15 protein-coding genes and 2 pseudogenes are annotated in these 17,082 nt (G+C 37.2%); 14 read left to right on the forward strand and 3 right to left on the reverse strand.

Going from position 1 to position 17,082, the window contains the following annotated elements; translation table 11 throughout:
* The first annotated feature begins 3 nt into the window (after positions 1–3).
* The gene (gene glnE / locus AAX15_RS08665) at positions 4–2,949 is read left to right on the forward strand and encodes a bifunctional [glutamate--ammonia ligase]-adenylyl-L-tyrosine phosphorylase/[glutamate--ammonia-ligase] adenylyltransferase (protein WP_046940075.1); all 2,946 of its coding nucleotides are present in this window, start codon (positions 4–6) and stop codon (positions 2,947–2,949) included.
* A gap of 21 nt (positions 2,950–2,970) precedes the next feature.
* Here glnE and recN read toward each other — a convergent pair whose 3' ends face one another.
* Complete coding sequence (recN, locus tag AAX15_RS08670; RefSeq protein ID WP_046940076.1) at positions 2,971–4,647, reverse strand: DNA repair protein RecN; 1,677 nt, start codon at positions 4,645–4,647, stop codon at positions 2,971–2,973.
* A gap of 111 nt (positions 4,648–4,758) precedes the next feature.
* Positions 4,759–5,649 (reverse strand): NAD(+) kinase, encoded by an 891-nt coding sequence (locus tag AAX15_RS08675; RefSeq protein WP_032825633.1) that lies wholly within the window; start codon positions 5,647–5,649, stop codon positions 4,759–4,761.
* Positions 5,650–5,749: 100 nt separating this feature from the next.
* On the opposite strand from AAX15_RS08675, the gene grpE reads away from it, so the two are divergent.
* The 7 genes and pseudogenes from grpE (at position 5,750) to AAX15_RS08705 (ending at position 11,806) form a co-directional block, all read left to right on the forward strand.
* Positions 5,750–6,346: a nucleotide exchange factor GrpE gene (gene grpE, locus AAX15_RS08680; protein WP_046940077.1), complete on the forward strand. Its 597-nt coding sequence runs from the start codon at positions 5,750–5,752 to the stop codon at positions 6,344–6,346.
* Positions 6,347–6,539: 193 nt separating this feature from the next.
* A pseudogene (locus tag AAX15_RS09380) lies at positions 6,540–6,706 on the forward strand (DUF417 family protein); the annotation flags it as partial.
* 200 nt (positions 6,707–6,906) lie between these two features.
* Entirely contained in the window at positions 6,907–7,953 is a 1,047-nt protein-coding gene (locus tag AAX15_RS08685) for a hypothetical protein (protein ID WP_046940078.1), read from the forward strand.
* A gap of 8 nt (positions 7,954–7,961) precedes the next feature.
* Positions 7,962–9,107, forward strand: coding sequence for a TRAFAC clade GTPase domain-containing protein (locus AAX15_RS08690; protein WP_046940079.1), 1,146 nt, complete (start codon positions 7,962–7,964; stop codon positions 9,105–9,107).
* Positions 9,107–10,480 (forward strand): hypothetical protein, encoded by a 1,374-nt coding sequence (locus AAX15_RS08695; protein WP_046940080.1) that lies wholly within the window; start codon positions 9,107–9,109, stop codon positions 10,478–10,480. Before AAX15_RS08690 ends, AAX15_RS08695 begins: the two co-directional genes overlap by 1 nt.
* Positions 10,481–11,533 (forward strand): WG repeat-containing protein, encoded by a 1,053-nt coding sequence (locus AAX15_RS08700; RefSeq protein WP_046940081.1) that lies wholly within the window; start codon positions 10,481–10,483, stop codon positions 11,531–11,533.
* A gap of 12 nt (positions 11,534–11,545) precedes the next feature.
* Positions 11,546–11,806: a hypothetical protein gene (locus AAX15_RS08705; protein WP_046940082.1), complete on the forward strand. Its 261-nt coding sequence runs from the start codon at positions 11,546–11,548 to the stop codon at positions 11,804–11,806.
* Between the two features lie 67 nt (positions 11,807–11,873).
* Here AAX15_RS08705 and AAX15_RS09385 read toward each other — a convergent pair.
* Positions 11,874–12,050, reverse strand: a pseudogene (locus AAX15_RS09385) (pirin family protein); the annotation flags it as partial.
* 315 nt (positions 12,051–12,365) lie between these two features.
* Here AAX15_RS09385 and nrdD point away from each other — a divergent pair.
* The 6 genes from nrdD to AAX15_RS08730 form a co-directional block, all read left to right on the forward strand.
* The gene (gene nrdD / locus AAX15_RS08710) at positions 12,366–14,489 is read left to right on the forward strand and encodes an anaerobic ribonucleoside-triphosphate reductase (protein WP_046940083.1); all 2,124 of its coding nucleotides are present in this window, start codon (positions 12,366–12,368) and stop codon (positions 14,487–14,489) included.
* A gap of 117 nt (positions 14,490–14,606) precedes the next feature.
* Positions 14,607–15,467: an acyl-CoA thioesterase II gene (tesB, locus tag AAX15_RS08715; RefSeq protein WP_046940084.1), complete on the forward strand. Its 861-nt coding sequence runs from the start codon at positions 14,607–14,609 to the stop codon at positions 15,465–15,467.
* Positions 15,468–15,478: 11 nt separating this feature from the next.
* Positions 15,479–16,345, forward strand: a complete 867-nt coding sequence (locus tag AAX15_RS08720) for a ferritin-like domain-containing protein (RefSeq protein WP_046940085.1) — start codon at positions 15,479–15,481, stop codon at positions 16,343–16,345.
* Between the two features lie 4 nt (positions 16,346–16,349).
* The gene (locus tag AAX15_RS08725) at positions 16,350–16,655 is read left to right on the forward strand and encodes a hypothetical protein (RefSeq protein ID WP_046940086.1); all 306 of its coding nucleotides are present in this window, start codon (positions 16,350–16,352) and stop codon (positions 16,653–16,655) included.
* A 13-nt stretch (positions 16,656–16,668) separates the two neighbouring features.
* Positions 16,669–16,842: a hypothetical protein gene (locus AAX15_RS09475; protein ID WP_155397828.1), complete on the forward strand. Its 174-nt coding sequence runs from the start codon at positions 16,669–16,671 to the stop codon at positions 16,840–16,842.
* A gap of 10 nt (positions 16,843–16,852) precedes the next feature.
* On the forward strand, positions 16,853–17,082 hold a 230-nt coding region (locus AAX15_RS08730; protein WP_046940087.1), incomplete at its 3' end, for a hypothetical protein.

A 17,082-nucleotide genomic window follows, 5' to 3' on the forward strand; every position in this document is an offset into this window, starting at 1 on the left:
AAAATGACCGCACTTTCTGCCCTCATTGAACAAAAATTACAATCTTTTGGCACAATTCTGTGCCAATCTTTTCCAGAACTTTCCCCAGAAAAAATTCGCGACACCATTCAACAAAATTCAACTCATCCTGAGCAGCCTGCTCATCAATTAGGCTATGCTATGGCAATGTCTGACTTTGTGGAAAAAGTCTTGCAAAAATCCCCGCACTTAGTGAAACAATGGTGGGATAAAGCGCCCTGTTTTGCAGATTGCTCTGCCTATATTGAACGTTTGAATAGAGAGTTAGCCAATGTACATGGCGAAACCGCACTCTATCAAACATTACGCCAATTCCGTAACATTGAAATGGCAAAATTAAGTTTTTGTCAAAGTTTGAATCTTGCCACTGTAGAAGAAATTTTTGTTCAGCTTTCACAACTTGCAGAAAGTTTAATTATCGCTGCTCGCGATTGGCTTTATCATCAAGCCTGTGCGGAGATGGGCACGCCAATGGATGAACAAGGTAATCCGCAACTGCTTTATATCCTAGGAATGGGGAAACTAGGCGGCTTTGAACTCAATTTTTCCTCAGATATTGATTTAATTTTCACTTATCCATCACAAGGGGAAACGTCTATTGAAAATAGGAATGCTCTACGTTCTGTGGATAATGGAAAATTTTTTACGCGTTTAGGACAACGCCTTATTTCTGCCTTAGATGAATTTACCTCTGATGGTTTTGTGTATCGAACCGATATGCGATTGCGCCCATTTGGTGACAGCGGTGCGCTTGTTCTCAGCTTTGCGGCAATGGAACAATATTATCAAGATCAAGGTCGAGATTGGGAACGCTATGCCATGATCAAAGGGCGAATATTGGGCGCACAAACAAAGGATCCCAACGTTTCAAAATTGCAAAAAATGTTACGCCCTTTTGTCTATCGCCGTTACATCGACTTTAGTGTGATTCAATCTTTACGCGAAATGAAAGGCAAAATTGAGCGAGAAGTGCGCCGTCTAGGTTTGAAAGATAACATTAAACTGGGTGCAGGGGGGATTCGTGAAGTCGAATTTATCGTGCAAGTTTTTCAACTCATTCGAGGAGGGCGAGAAATCAATCTACAACAACATTCACTCTTAAAGATCTTGCCTGAAATTACCAGACTAGGATTAATTACCGAGCAACAATTCCACGATTTACGTGAAAGTTATATTTTTTTACGCCGTGTAGAAAACATTCTACAAGCTATTAACGATCAACAAACTCAAACACTACCAACCGATGAAATAGATCAAATTCGTTTAGTCGAGGCATGCAAAACATTCACCTGTTTAAATGAAAATAATCAAACCATTGAAAAACATTATCCAATAGAAAATTGGGACGATTTTTACCGCACTTTACAACAAAAACAAGAAAAAGTGCGGGCAGTATTTACTCAATTAATCGGTGATGAACAAGATGAGCCTTCACAAACTGATAGCCAATGGCAAGATTTTTTAGAATCAGATTTTGAGGATATTGAACAAACATTATTAGAGAGTGGTGTATCAGAAAATAATATTGATGAAGTTTTAGAAAAGCTTGCCCAATTCAAAGACAGCCTAAATCACAGAGTGATTGGTTCGCGTGGGCGTGATGTTTTGAGCCATTTAATGCCAATAGTACTTGCACTCATTTTTCAGCAAGAAAATTACCACACTTTGCTTCCACGGATTCTGAACATTATTGAAAAAATTTCGAGTCGCACGACTTATTTAGAATTATTATTGGAAAATCCTCGTGCCCTTAAGCAAGTTATTGAACTTTGTGCACAGTCTCAACTTATTTCAGAACAACTTGCTCGCCACCCTATCTTATTAGATGAATTGCTTAATACAGAAGCGCTACGCCATCCGTTGCCATTTACCCAATATCCTGCAGAGTTACACCAATATTTGCTTCGTTTACCACCTGATGATGAAGAACAGCTTATTGATGCTTTACGTCAATTTAAACAAGCAACCCTATTAAAAGTGGCCGCAGCAGATATATTGGGGGCATTACCGGTGATGAAGGTAAGCGATCATTTAACCTATCTTGCCGAAGCGATTATTGAAGTCGTTGTGAATCTAGCTTGGAAACAAGTTTCATCTAGATTTGGCGTACCTGAACATTTACAAAATGATGAAAAAGGATTTTTAGTGATTGGTTATGGAAAACTGGGTGGTATTGAACTCGGTTATAAATCCGATTTAGACCTCGTATTTTTGTACGATGCCGTAGAAAGTCAAACAACAGGTGGAAAAAAAGTGATTGATAGCAATCAATTTTACCTACGCTTGGCACAAAAGATTGTAAGTATTTTCAGCATAAATACTTCCGCTGGCGTACTTTATGAGGCTGATATGCGCCTACGCCCGTCTGGCGATGCTGGCTTAATTGGCTGCTCTCTTTCTGCATTTGCCCATTATCAATTAAATGAAGCTTGGACATGGGAAAAACAAGCGCTTGTGCGTGCTCGCCCAGTATTTGGTGAATCATCTCTTAAAACGAAATTTGAGCATATCCGCCAACAAGTACTTTCTGCATCACGAGATATTGAGCAATTAAAGCGAGATGTTGTGGAGATGCGAGAAAAAATGTTCACACATTTGTCTCATTCAAAAGATGGTGAATTAAACCTTAAAACAGATCGCGGAGGTATCACTGATATTGAATTTATCGCTCAATATTTAATGCTTGCCAATGCTCCGCAAAACCCACAACTAACAAAATGGTCAGACAATGTTCGCATTTTTGATGATATGGCAGAGGCTCAAATTATTAGTCAAACAGACTGCGACACCTTAAAACAATGTTATGTCGATTTACGCAATGCTATTCATCATTTGAGTTTGATAGGTAAATCCTCCGTTGTGGATGAAACTGAATTTGTCAAAGAGCGGTCATTTATTCAAGCATTTTGGGATAAGCTATTTAGTTCATAAAATAGTAATGAAATCCTATTTTTAATGAACTAAATCTAGCATTTCCTGAGCATTGGCTAAGGCTAATTCTGTAATTTCACTACCGCCCAAGAGTCTTGCCAAGGCCGGTACACGTTCAGCTTGTGAAAGTGCGGTCATTTGTGTTTCGGTTTTATTATCCACAGTAAATTTTTCTACATTGAACTGATGGTGGCCATGACAAGCAACCTGTGGCAAGTGAGTTACGCATAATACTTGGCAACGTTCACTTAATTGACGTAAGAGTTTTCCAACAACACTTGCTGTTTTTCCGCTAATGCCCACATCCACTTCATCGAAAATTAACGTTGGAATAGCCGATTGATCAGAAGTTAAAACTTGAATCGCCAAAGAAATACGAGAAAGCTCACCACCAGAGGCAATTTTAGCTAACGGTTGAGGTTGTTGCCCTAAATTACTACGCAAAGTAAAAATCACATTATCCGCACCGTTTGATCCTACTTTATCTAAATCCGTATTCAACTCTACATAAAATTCAGCATTTTCCATTGCAAGTTGTTTTATAGACTGCGTGACATTCTGCGCTAAGCGAACCGCAGATTGCTGACGACTTGCTGTTAATGATGTAGCCGTTGCTTGCATTTGTTCAAATGCGAGTTTTTCTTGCTCAATTAACATCTCTTCACTTTCAGAAAAATCTAAAAGTGCGGTTAATTCTGCTTTTAATTTTTTGTGATGTTCCACAAGATCTTCAGGTTTAACCTGATGTTTACGAGCAAGTTGTAAAGCCTGACTAATTCTTTGTTCGATTTCCTGTAAAAGTTGAGGATCTTGCTCGATATTACTTGATAAATTTCTCACTTCACTAGTTGCTTCTTGCACTTGAATCAACGCATCGCTCAACATACTTTGCACTTCAGCATATTGCGGATCAAGTTCAGCCAATTCATCAATATATTGTGTCGCACGATAAAGCAAGCTATCGATATTTACCGTATCATTTTCACTTAAAATTTGCAGGGCTGATTGAGAAAGTTGAGTTAACTGTTCACTGCTAGATAAACGACGCTGTTCATCTTCTAATTCCAAATATTCATTTGGTCGAAGGTTAAACTCATCTAACTCATCCACTTGATACTGTAAAAGTTGTTTACGTGCTTCATTTTCTGCCACTTTTTGTTGAAAGGTTTTAACTCGATTTTGAAGATTTTTCCACGCCTGATAATCTTCACGCATTTTCACAAGTAATTCAGGATGAGAGGCAAAATTATCAACTAACTGAAGCTGATAGTCATTTTTTAGCAATAATTGAGAAGCGTGCTGCCCATTAATATGAACAAGATATTGACCAATTTCTTTTAATTGAGAAGCGGATACAGGAGTGCTATTAATAAAAGCTTTAGAACGTCCGTCTGCATTAATCACACGACGCAAAATACACTCAGAGGGATTATCTGGATCTTGCAATTCTTGCTCATTCAACCATTGATAAGCAGGATTATGCGATTCTAGTTGGAAAGTTGCACAAATTTCTGCACGTTCTTGCCCTTCGCGTACCATTGAGGTTTCTACTCTTTGTCCGAAACATAAACCTAAAGCATCAATGGCGATAGATTTTCCAGCCCCAGTTTCCCCAGTAATTACAGACATTCCTTTCGCCAATTCGATATCAAGCTGGCGAACAATCGCAAAATTATTGATAGTAAGTTGAGTAAGCATAGTAAAATCCTTTAACTGTATATCCATCATATTACAACTGATTTAATCTACAGTAAAGAATTTTTTTACAGTATTTTAATGATGCGTTTCTACTATGCTTTTTTATAAAAATTAAAATGATTTCAACCAACCTAATTTGGTACTTAATACATTGTAATAATTATAATTTTTTAGGTGAAGCAATCGGAGTTTATGCTCGCTTTTTTGAATATGTACTACGTCATCAGGCGTAAAAGGTAAGGCTATTTGACTATCACAGCCCACCTCTAATTGAGATGTATTATGTTCAGCAAAACGAATCGATATTTTGCTATCACCATCAATAACAAGAGGACGAGAAGTTAATGTATGTGGAAACATTGGCACTAACGCAATGGCATTAAGGTTTGGTGTCAAAATAGGTCCACCAGCGGAAAGAGAATACGCTGTAGAGCCTGTTGGAGTAGAAACAATTAATCCATCAGAACGTTGTGAAAAGGCAAACTTATCATTGATATACACATGAAAATCGATCATATGTGCAATTTTTGCAGGGTGAATAACTGCCTCATTTACTGCATTCCCTGTCGATACAATTTCACCTGCACGCTCAATTTTTGCTTCCAATAAAAAACGTTCTTCCACGAAGAATTCACCTCGTTCTAAACAAGCTTCAAGTTGAGCATAGGCATTTTTCGGGTCAATATCTGTTAAAAATCCCAAATTACCACGGTTAATACCAATCAATGGAATATCATATTTTGCTAATACACGAGCACGCCCGAGCATATTACCATCCCCACCAATCACGATAACCAACTGTGCTTGGCAACCAATTTCATCAAGTGTTGCGAGATTTTCTGCAGGAAGCCCCAGTTTTTCAGCAACATCTTTTTCCATCATTACTTGATAGCCACGTTCCGTTAACCAGTGAAACAAATTTTTGTGCATTTGTAGGTTAATGTCATTTCTAGGTTTTCCTACAAGTCCAATGGTTTTAAAGGAACGATATAAATTATTCATAAAATAAACCGCACTTGAATTTAACATTTTCGTCATTATATAGTTTTTTGTTAGACTATAGCTAACGACTATGGCGAATTTTGTATTTACGGAGAAAAAAATGTCAGAACAAGAACAAAAAATTGAAACCCCAGAAGTAGAAAAGCAAGAAGACGCTGTTGTGGAAGAAATACAACAAACAGAGCCTTCTCAAGAACTTGATCCTTTAGAAGAAGCGATTGCCCGAGTGCAAGAGCTTGAAGAGCAGCTAAAAACTCAAATAGAAGAAGCTGCAAACAAAGAACAGGACATTTTACTTCGCTCTCGTGCTGAAATTGAAAACCTTCGTCGTCGAACTAAACAAGACGTAGAAAAAGCACATAAATTCGCCTTGGAAAAATTCTCAAAAGACATTTTGAATACTATCGATAACCTAGAGCGTGCGCTTGCTACTCCAGCAAATAAAGAAGATGAAAGCGTAAAAGCGTTATTTGACGGCGTAGAACTGACCTTAAAAGAATTAGTTTCAACCGTTGGTCGTTTTGGTATAGAAGCTGTGGGGGTTGTCGGTGAAGCATTTAATCCTGATTTACATCAAGCCATTTCAATGCAACCTGCTGAAGGCTTTGAAACCAATCAAATTAGCGTCGTATTGCAAAAAGGCTACACCTTAAATGGTCGAGTCATTCGCCCAGCGATGGTAATGGTGGCAGCTTAAGCCATAAGATAAAAAAGAGCGGACGAATTTTCGTCCGTTTTTTATATCCACCAATGAATATGCAATAATCTCATTCCTTTTACTACTCTCAATGAGATCTCTGTGAGTGTATTGAATGCGTTTGTTAAATTTGTTGCTAAAATCATTGCCCTACCTTTATCGAAGAAGAACACGACTTTGAGCGTCCATACTCCTTCACAAAAACCCTGAAGGCAAAATAGTGGCAAAAACATTGAATGGCATAAAGAAAACGGTACTTACACCTCTTCTTATATCATCAGTGCGATTATTGTGACTGCGGGCATCCTTACTTTAACGGGGATTTGGAACGCAGCCGCAGAATATGCAAACTGCATTTTGGCAAGAAAAGCGAAAGCATAAAAAGCATCAAGACTTAAATCTTGTAAAATAATCTCAAAATTTCACCGCTTGTAGTATTTTTCTACAAGCGGTTTTTTATATGTAAAATTTACAACTCGTGGTCGAAGTTGTTTTTTTTTTGCTCATTATTGGTATGATTTACACTCAATTCACATCGATATTTTTAAGGTCATTACATAATGAAACCAACAACAAAAAAACTGCCTGGCTGGGTACATATTCCTTTATTTGTTTTTATGACGATTAGTTTCTGGGAAACGGGGAACGGATTTAAAGATTTATTTGGTACAGAAATTGCTTGGGGATTTTCTGCCGCAATCACAATGCTCTTATATGGTTTTACCATCTTAATCGGTAACCGTCGTCTAAATAATCTGCCTGTTTTAGGCTTTTTGATTACCTACTTTTGCTTTTCACTATTTTCTTTTACAGGAAATTTTAATGCAATCTACACAAACTACCAAGAAAGCCAACTTTATGTAAATGAATTAAACCAACATAAAGAAGAGTTGAACAAAGTGCTAAGCGCTTCGAATAAAGCACTTGATAATTACGATCCAGAAGTCAGTCAAAAACTGAATAAAATTGATGATTTAACTCAACAATTAGTCAGCCAAATTACCGATCCTGCTCGTCCTGGTTTAGGTAAACGTGCTTTAGAATTAATTGCTGAAATTGAAAGTATGTTAGATGGCAAAATTACCAACTTTGGTACAAATGGACAAACGCCAGAACAATTAGCAAAACGATATAAAGCTATTATTGATCAATCTGCATATAAGAAATTTGTTACAGATAATCATCGAGCAACATTTGATATTCGTAAAGAAAATAACGAAAAAGAGCGAAAAACAATGGAAAGTATTAATCGTTTGTTAGAAAAATACATCTCAGTTGGTGCATCTGATAACTTTAATAAACAGGCTAAACAGATGAATTTAGACACCGTAAGTACAATTAATACTATTATCACAAATACAAAAGAAGCTCTCAAAGACGAGGATAGAACTAAATTTAATTTTGAAAACGTGGTTTCTGAAAACCAAGAAGTAGGAAAAATTGCATTTTCATTTAAGTCTGCATTTACCAATGAACCATTTATTGCATTCCTATTTGTAATTGTATGTTTCTTTATCGACTGGGCGGTAGTATTAAGTTTACTCGTGTTCTTCGGTCGTAACGAAAAAGAACCTGCACAAGTAATTCATTCTGGTCGTTCAATGTAGGAGGCAGCATGTTAAAGAATCCATTTGAAACCGAAGAGCAAACAACAAAACCGTCAACAGAAGAAACCTCTTTTCCCGTTGATTTAGAAAAAACAGAGCAAAGTAAGAAAGAAAATCCACCGCTTGATTTCGTAACGGAAGAACCTGTCATCGAAAAAAATGAATTTGCCGCTTTTGAGCCATTACCAGAATTTAATTCAAACTACACGCATACACCAATCAATAAACAGGCAAAATTGGATAAACGTGAAGTGAAAGAATTATCTGATGAAGAATATCATGAACGTGTTAAAGCGTTGAATGAAAATGCAGATAACAAACACTATGTTTTATTCTTCGGTAGCCCAGCTTCGGGTAAAACATGGATTATTGGTAGCGTGCTTCACTATATGAAAAATTATATTGGTGGCGTGGTCTACCTACAAACCGACAGGACGACTGAAAGTGAAGAAGAATTATTCTATCAATTACAAGACAGGTTTAATGGTATTGTTGGCACGAAAAAATTAACCAGTACTGATACCAAACAATACTTTGAAATGCATATTTCTTTTACGCCAACGGATAAAGCTAAGCCACCGATTGAGATCGTATTTGTAGATGCCTCAGGCGAACATTCAGAAGAAGCATTCCATAGTCGAGATAAAAATAAATCGGGTATGTTGCCAAATTATTTAACCGCTATTTTAGAGTCAAATGTAAAAACCAAAATTGCCTTTGTTTACGATCAATCCTTATCAGATAACGGCAAAATTCCACAAATGAATGTATTGAGCGAAGTCTTTACCAAAATTCAATATATTCAAAGCAGTCAAGATAAGCAATTTCCAAAAGCTTTACTGCTTTCTAAAGCGGATAAAATCTTTGCTGGAGATATGGCTGCGGTTGAACATAATGGTTACGATCCTATGCTTTATGCATTAGAAAAAATTCCAGCTTTTGCAAATAGTTTCTTTAATGAATCGCCAAATAATAAAACGATTTTTTATCGAATGGGTAAATTTTCAGTCAATTCAGATTTATTAACGGAATTTGATAAAGAATGTCCAGAAAAATTCTTTAATTGGTTATATAAAGAAGGTATGGGAGTTTCACCCGTAAAAGAACTGAATTGTTGGGATAAATTTAAGCGTTGGTTTAGTGGGAAAGCATAATGGCACAAGAACAAAATTTTAAACAATACTTAGGCTGGGGATTAGTGGGAACCCCAGCGGGTCGCCAATTCACAAGTGATGGAATTGATGAACAACTTAAATTAGGCAAAACAGCTTTTGAGTTAGCACAAGATTTAGGAGGCTGCTTGCCTTCTCCTAAATCGGATGATAACGAGCCTTTATATGCGTTAGTCAGTCGTATTGAACAAAATGCGACAATTTGGGGCTTTGCGGAATACTTTTCTATTTATGAGCAAGGGCAAAGCCGGGCAGGCACTTATTTTGGTAGCTTTATTGAAACGGCTAATGCCTCATTTTCGCCTAACAGCATAAAAGATATTTTTTCTGGTCTTCGTCAATTAAGTATTTATCAAATGACTCACTTTATTGACAACGAGAAAAAGGCTTATCATACCAGTATTACAGGTAAAACATTTGAAGCACCCAAAGCATTAGATAAAATTCAACTTGTTGCACCAGTTAAAAATAGCATTACTAAAACACCTCCATCTGATTTTTTATTTATTCACTGCCAAAAAAATGAGGCGTTAAAAGTGGCAGAATACTTGATAGCAAGCGGATTATATTATCAATATAAAGATATCTTCTTTACAGAAAGTGAACATATTTCTGCACAAGTACGCCAAATGAAGCGTTTACAAATCTCATCTTCGCAATTATTTAGTTTAGATGTCTTTGTTTCGCCTTATAAGTCTGAAATTCATTATTTACACTCTTATATTCAAGAGTTAAGCAAGAAATATCAGGATGCAATAAATGAAATTAAACGCTTAAATGAAGAGCAAGAGCAGATTATCAATAAGAAAGTTCAAGAGCAAGAAACTCTCTTCCAACAACAAGTTAATAAAATTGAGGAAGAAAAAAATAAACTACTTTATGAAGCCGATCAAATGCGTGAGTTAGCTGGATTTGGTCGAACTGAGCTTTCAAAATTTGCAAATGGTATTATTTCGGAAGTTTCTCCTGCAATAGATCAACGAATAGATCAGCGTTTAGATAAAAAACTAACCGAATTCAGTTTAAAAATATCATCTGCAATTAAATCTGCAACGGATAATGTGATGCTTCCACCTCAGAAAGTATCCAAACCAGGTTGGATTATTTTATCGGGTATTTTGGGGTTTATTGTGATTGTTTTATCAATATTGCTTATTTATATGGGAATTCAATCTTCAAATCTTAAGACTACAATAAATGAGAATACTAATACTATAACCAATCAACAAAATTATATTTCTGAACTAAAAGGTAATAATTCTAAATTAGAAGGAAAACTCAACGAATTACGTTCTCAAATAAACTCTTCTGATAGATTACCTTTAGAAGTAGATAAGAATAAGAGAGGAAAATAAGTGAAACAAAATAAATTAAAAATTGTTTGCTTACTTTCATCGCTATTATTAACCGCCTGCTCTGATGAAAATGCAGAACAATGTAAAACCTTAATCAATGATGAGGCAATGCGTGCTCTTTCAATTTCTTTCTGTGAAAAGGCAGCAAATGATGGCGATGCAGAATCACAATTCAACTTTGCTACTTTATTACTTGCGGAAGGAAATAAAGAAAGAGCGATCGCTTTTTTAGAAAAATCTGCTAATCAGAAAAATGGGCAGGCTGCTTATAAGTTAGGGGAAATTTATGAAAGTCAGTCTAATTTAGAAAAAGCGACGTTCTATTATGAAGAGGGGTGCAACCAAAGCGAATTAAAGGCATGTGAACGTTCTCGTGCGTTGATGAAACAACAAAACGAGAAAGATAAAGCTGACAAAGTCGCATTAGAAAAAGCGAAATTAGAAGCACAAGCAAAAGTTCAAGCAAAGCAAATCGCTTTGGAGGAAGCAAAAGCGAGAACTCTTGCCCAAGAAAAAGCCAAATTAGATGCTGAAGCAAACGCACAAGAACAAGCACGTTTAAACGAAGAAGCCAAACAACGTAAAGCCGAAATCGATGCGATTAAAGCAAGGGCAAAAGGCAAAAAATTCCGTTATGGCTTAGCGAAATATCAAGATGGCGCATTGTGGGGGCATATCAATCAAGATGGACAATTCATAATAAAACCACAATGGGCTTATGCCGCTGATTTCTATGATGGTTTGGCCGCAGTGAAAACAACGGATGGGAAATGGGGCTATATTAATACAAATGGCCAGTATCAAATTTATCCTAAATTTTCCTGCGTATGGTATTTCAGCGAAGGCTTAGCTGCTGTCTCTGAAACAGGATACGGTAACAACTGTCAAGGTGGCAAATGGGGTTTTATTGATAAAAATGGAGCTTGGGTAATTTCACCGACATTAGATGATGTTATATGGGGTGTTTTTAAAAATGGCGTAACCAAAATTACTTACAATGGGCATACTGGCTACATCAATAGGCAGGCACAATGGGTTAATTATCAAGAATAATGGAGAATTAAAATGTTCTACAAAAACAAATTATTATATTTAGGTTTATTAGCAATTCCTGCCATTGCCATAGCTGAATTTTATAAAATTGAAATAACAAGATTGGATTCCAATTTGTATCGTACTACTGATGGAATTTATATTGAAACTGAATTCTGTCATGAATATGCTCGAGGAGATGAGGCGGTTTTATCTTACGAGCAATATTCTTACGATAACAAACTTATCTTCCAAAATGGCGAAACTTGCGATGTAAAACGTATATTCAGATAGCTGATTTCTCTTAAAATCCCACCGCTTGTAAGCATAATACAAGCGGTATTTTTTAGAAAAAATCTTACTATCTCAAACCAAACAACAAAAATTCCACTTCACCGACCGTTTGCAATTCAAGCAATGTTTCCTGGCTCACCGCCATCGCATCACAGCCATTTAATTCCACGCCATTTACGATTAAACTGCCTTTGACCACTTGCAACCAATAGTTGCAATGAGGATCAAGTACTACTTCCGCTGCTTGGTTCGCACGATACGAGACACAAGGACAAAACCTTTACCAAGCTCAAGCATAAAAATTATATGATTAATTTTATTGTTTACCCTCTCCCTCCATTTAAAAAATCAAAACTTTGATCTCGCTCACAAAATCAAAAAATATTTGAGAAAAGTTCTCAACAACTTAATTTGATATTTTTCTAATAAAATCAATCTTTAACAAAATCCTCTTACAACAAAACGCCTAAAAACACTACATATTGTGTGTTGATTATCTTTTTAGATCTATATATAGTGCAATCCGCATTTCAAAAACACTATATATTGGAGCTATATCATGAGTAACTTTGGGATCATCAAGCGCGATGGTTCTCGTGCCGAGTTTGAGATTCAACGTATTATCAATGCCATTAAAAAAGCCGCAAGTGCGGTCAATATTTCCGATGAATTTTATTGCCACCAAATTGGGCAAGAAGTAGGAAATGAAATTTTCACCCATCATCAAGGCGAGATTGATATTAATCAGATTCAAAAAATCGTTGAAGATAAATTGATGGCAAGTCGTTATCCCGAGGTTGCTCGTGCGTATATCGAATATCGTCATGATCGTGATTTAGCGCGAGAAAAACGTAGCCAGCTAACAAAAGAAATTGAAGGCTTGATTGAACAAAGCAACGTAGAATTACTTAACGAAAACGCCAATAAAGACGCGAAAGTGATTCCAACGCAACGTGATTTGCTTGCTGGAATTGTGGCAAAACATTATGCCAAACACCATATTCTTCCACGCGATGTAGTAGAGGCTCACGAAAAAGGTGAAATTCATTATCACGATTTAGATTACGCGCCGTTCTTCCCAATGTTTAACTGTATGTTAGTGGATTTAGAAGGGATGCTTTCTCGTGGTTTCAAAATGGGCAATGCGGAAATCGAACCCCCTAAATCCATTGGCACCGCTACTGCAGTGACAGCACAAATTATCGCCCAAGTTGCCAGCCATATTTACGGCGGCACAACCATTAACCGTATTGATGAAGTACTTTCCCCTTATGTACAAATCAGTTATGAAAAACACCTCAAACATGCCCAAGAATGGAATGTGCCTGATGTTGAAGGTTATGCCAAAGCATTGATTGAAAAAGAATGTTTCGATGCCTTCCAATCTTTAGAATATGAAGTTAATACACTACATACTTCAAATGGGCAAACACCATTTGTTACCTTTGGTTTTGGTTTAGGTACAAGCTGGCAATCCCGCTTAATTCAGCAAGCTATTTTGAAAAATCGTATTCGTGGACTCGGAAAAAATCATAAAACGCCAGTCTTTCCAAAACTGGTTTTCACTATTAAAAAAGGCTTGAACCAAACTCAAGGCGATCCGAATTACGATATCAAACAACTCGCATTGGAATGTGCATCAAAACGTATGTATCCAGATATTCTCAATTACGATCAGGTTGTCAAAGTCACGGGATCTTTTAAAGCCCCTATGGGATGCCGTAGCTTTTTAGGTGCATACGAAGAAGATGGCCACGAAATTCACGATGGGCGTAATAATCTTGGTGTGGTAAGTTTGAATTTACCGCGTATCGCGTTGGAGTCTAAAAACGAAGAAGATTTCTACCGCACTTTAGATGAACGTTTGGCTATTGCGAAAAAAGCATTAATGACGCGTATTGCCCGCCTTGAAAATACCAAAGCTCGCGTTGCCCCCATTCTTTATATGGAAGGGGCATGCGGAGTGCGGTTAAAAGCGGATGAAAATGTGGCACAAATTTTCAAAAATGGACGCGCCTCTATTTCGCTCGGTTATATCGGTATTCACGAAACCATTAATGCGCTATATAACAAAGGGCATATTTTTGATGATGAACAATTACGCGAAAAAGGCATTGCGATTGTTCGCCATCTTAGCGAGGCAGTTAAACGCTGGCAAAAAGAAACTGGCTATGCCTTCAGCCTTTACTCCACGCCAAGCGAAAACTTATGCGACCGCTTCTGCCGTCTAGACACCAAAAAATTTGGCGTGATTGAAGGCGTAACAGATAAGGGCTACTACACGAACAGTTACCACTTAGATGTAGAAAAGAAAGTAAATCCTTACGACAAACTGGATTTTGAAATGGCATATCCCCCACTCGCCAGCGGCGGTTTTATTTGCTACGGCGAATATCCAAATATTCAACACAACTTAAAAGCATTGGAAGATGTGTGGGATTATAGCTACGATCGCGTGCCTTATTACGGCACCAACACACCGATAGATGAATGTTATGAATGTGGTTTCACAGGCGAATTTGAATGTACCAGTAAAGGTTTTGTTTGCCCTAAATGTGGTAATCACGATAGTACAAAAGTTTCTGTCACTCGCCGCGTATGTGGCTATCTAGGCAGCCCTGATGCCCGCCCATTTAATGCGGGAAAACAGGAAGAAGTGAAGAGAAGAGTTAAACACCTTTGATTAACACGCTAGCAAAAGTACGCATTTTTTAATGCGTGCTTTTTGTTTCCAACTTTGGCATTCCCCAAAATCTCCGCTAAAATAACCGCACTCTTTCTTATCTTCAAGGAAAGCAATATGTCAGATATTCTCAATAACCTCATTCATCTTCTTAAACTTGAAAAAATTGATGATTTAATCTTTCGTGGTGAAAGCCAAGATTTAGGTTTTCGCCAAGTATTTGGTGGGCAAGTTGTGGCTCAAGCATTATCAGCGGCAATGCAGGTGGCGCCAGAAGGTCGAATTTTACATTCTTGTCATGCCTATTTTCTCGCCCCTGGAGACAGTCAATATCCGATTATTTACGATGTGGAAACCTTGCGCGAAGGGCGTAATTTTTCTGCATTACGCGTAAAAGCCATTCAACATAAAAATACCATTTGTCATGTAACCGCTTCTTTTCAAGTGCCTGAAAAAGGTTTTGAACATCAAAATACCATGCCGAATGCTGGCGCACCTGAAGACTTTACGGATGAAAATGTGATGCTACAAAAAGTAGCTCAAACCTTGCCAGAACCACTCAATGAAAAATTTGCAGCAGAGCGTCCATTTGAGGTACGTACCAAATATTTGAATAACCCGTTTAACGGGACAAAATTGCCTGCGGAGCAATATTCGTGGTTTAAAACCAATGGTGAAACGCCGCTTGATATAAAAATTCAGCAATGTTTATTGGCTTATTTTTCCGATTTTCACTGTATTTTGACCGCACTTCATCCGCACGAAAAAGGCTTTTTACAAAAAGGAATGAAAGTGGCAACCATTGATCACAGTATTTGGTTCCATCGTCCGTTTGATTTAAATCACTGGCATTTGCACGCAATTGAAAGCAATAATGCGTTTGGTGGTCGTGGTTTGGCACGAGGGCAGATTTTCTCGCAAGATGGTCAATTAATTGCAACAACACAACAAGAAGGCTTGATCCGTTTTAACGAATAAGAGAGAAAAAAATGACTGCACTTATTACACAATTTTGGCAACAAGTTGAAACCGCACTGAAAACAGCAAATCCACAAGAAAAATGTCGTTTAGTCAATGATCTCTACGATAATCTTCTGCCACAAATTCAGCTGATAAAATTAGAAGATTTTCCCGAAGTCGTACCGCAAGATAATATTGCCGCTTTTCCTGAAAAACCGCTCTTAGTTGCACCGAAAGATGTGCCCAAACGTTCTTTTGCCACAGAAGAAGGCTATGCAGCCACATTGCACGCTATCGCACATATTGAGTTTAATGCGATTAATTTAGGCTTAGATGCGGCTTGGCGATTCGGGCGGAATGCACAAGAAGAACTTGGCAATGGTTTGGCTTTTGTGAAAGATTGGTTGTGTGTCGCTCGTGAAGAAAGCACGCACTTTTCCTTAGTCAATGAACATTTGAAAACATTGGGTTATCAATATGGTGATTTTGAAGCCCATGCTGGATTATGGGAAATGGCGCAAGCCACCGCTCACGATATTTGGGAACGAATGGCGTTAGTTCCTCGTGTATTAGAAGCACGGGGCCTCGATGCAACCCCCGTTCTACAAGAGAAAATCGCACAACGTAAAGATTTTGCCGCAGTGAACATTTTGGATATTATTTTGCGCGATGAAATTGGCCATGTGTATATCGGCAATCATTGGTATCACGCCCTTTCTAAAAAACGTGGTTTGGATGCGATGAAATGCTTTACTGAGCTGTTACACAAATATCGTATTGTGATTTTTAAAGGTGTCATTAATACCGATGCACGTATTCAAGCGGGTTTCACGCAGCATGAGTTGGATTGGATTTATGAAGTGGAACAAACATTAAAATCCTATATTAAGAAGTGATAAAATGCACGAATGTTATTTTGAAAATAAAAGCTATAAAGAAAAATTAGAAGAATTAATGCTAATTTTTGAAAATAACGATTATAATTATTATAAAAATTTCATGTCATCAAAAAGAGTAAAAGCGCACTCCGCTGCATTTTATAGCGTCATTCTTGCATTAAAGCCGTTTATTCCTGCGGGATATTATGCAAACAATGCGCAAATAAAAGCTAACATTCTGCATTTTTTCGGAATGGATTTTAAAGAATTTTTAGCACCACTTGTAGCGGAATTAACAAAAGAACGTGATGAATATCTATCTAAATAAAAAGGGGTAATAAATGAAAACTTACAAAATTTTTGCATATAGAACAGTAAACGGCACTGATTATCACTATCATAGCGTAAAATTTAGCGGATATTCTAAAAGAGAAGCTATCCGCCTGTATCGTGAAAGATTTAATCTTAAAGGCATTAAATTAGATTTATTTGTTGAGCCGTCTGTAATTTATTAAGGGGTTAAATATGCTAGTTTGGTTATTAATGCCCTGCTTTTTAGTGTTGATAATGTCTATTCTTTATCAACCTACATTTTGGGGGGTTGTGTTTTTAATTGTTGTAGTTGTATCTTTTCTTATGGGTTGGTTTGATCAACCACCGCCAAAAGTAAGGCGTGCAAGATATAGGGCAGCAATGAAAAGCCTAAGAAAACAAGAAAAAATCATTGCAGAATTAAAAAGAAAGGGGTTGTTATT

Source organism: Haemophilus haemolyticus (genome assembly GCF_001008275.1).
Taxonomy (GTDB): Bacteria; Pseudomonadota; Gammaproteobacteria; order Enterobacterales; family Pasteurellaceae; genus Haemophilus; species Haemophilus haemolyticus_P.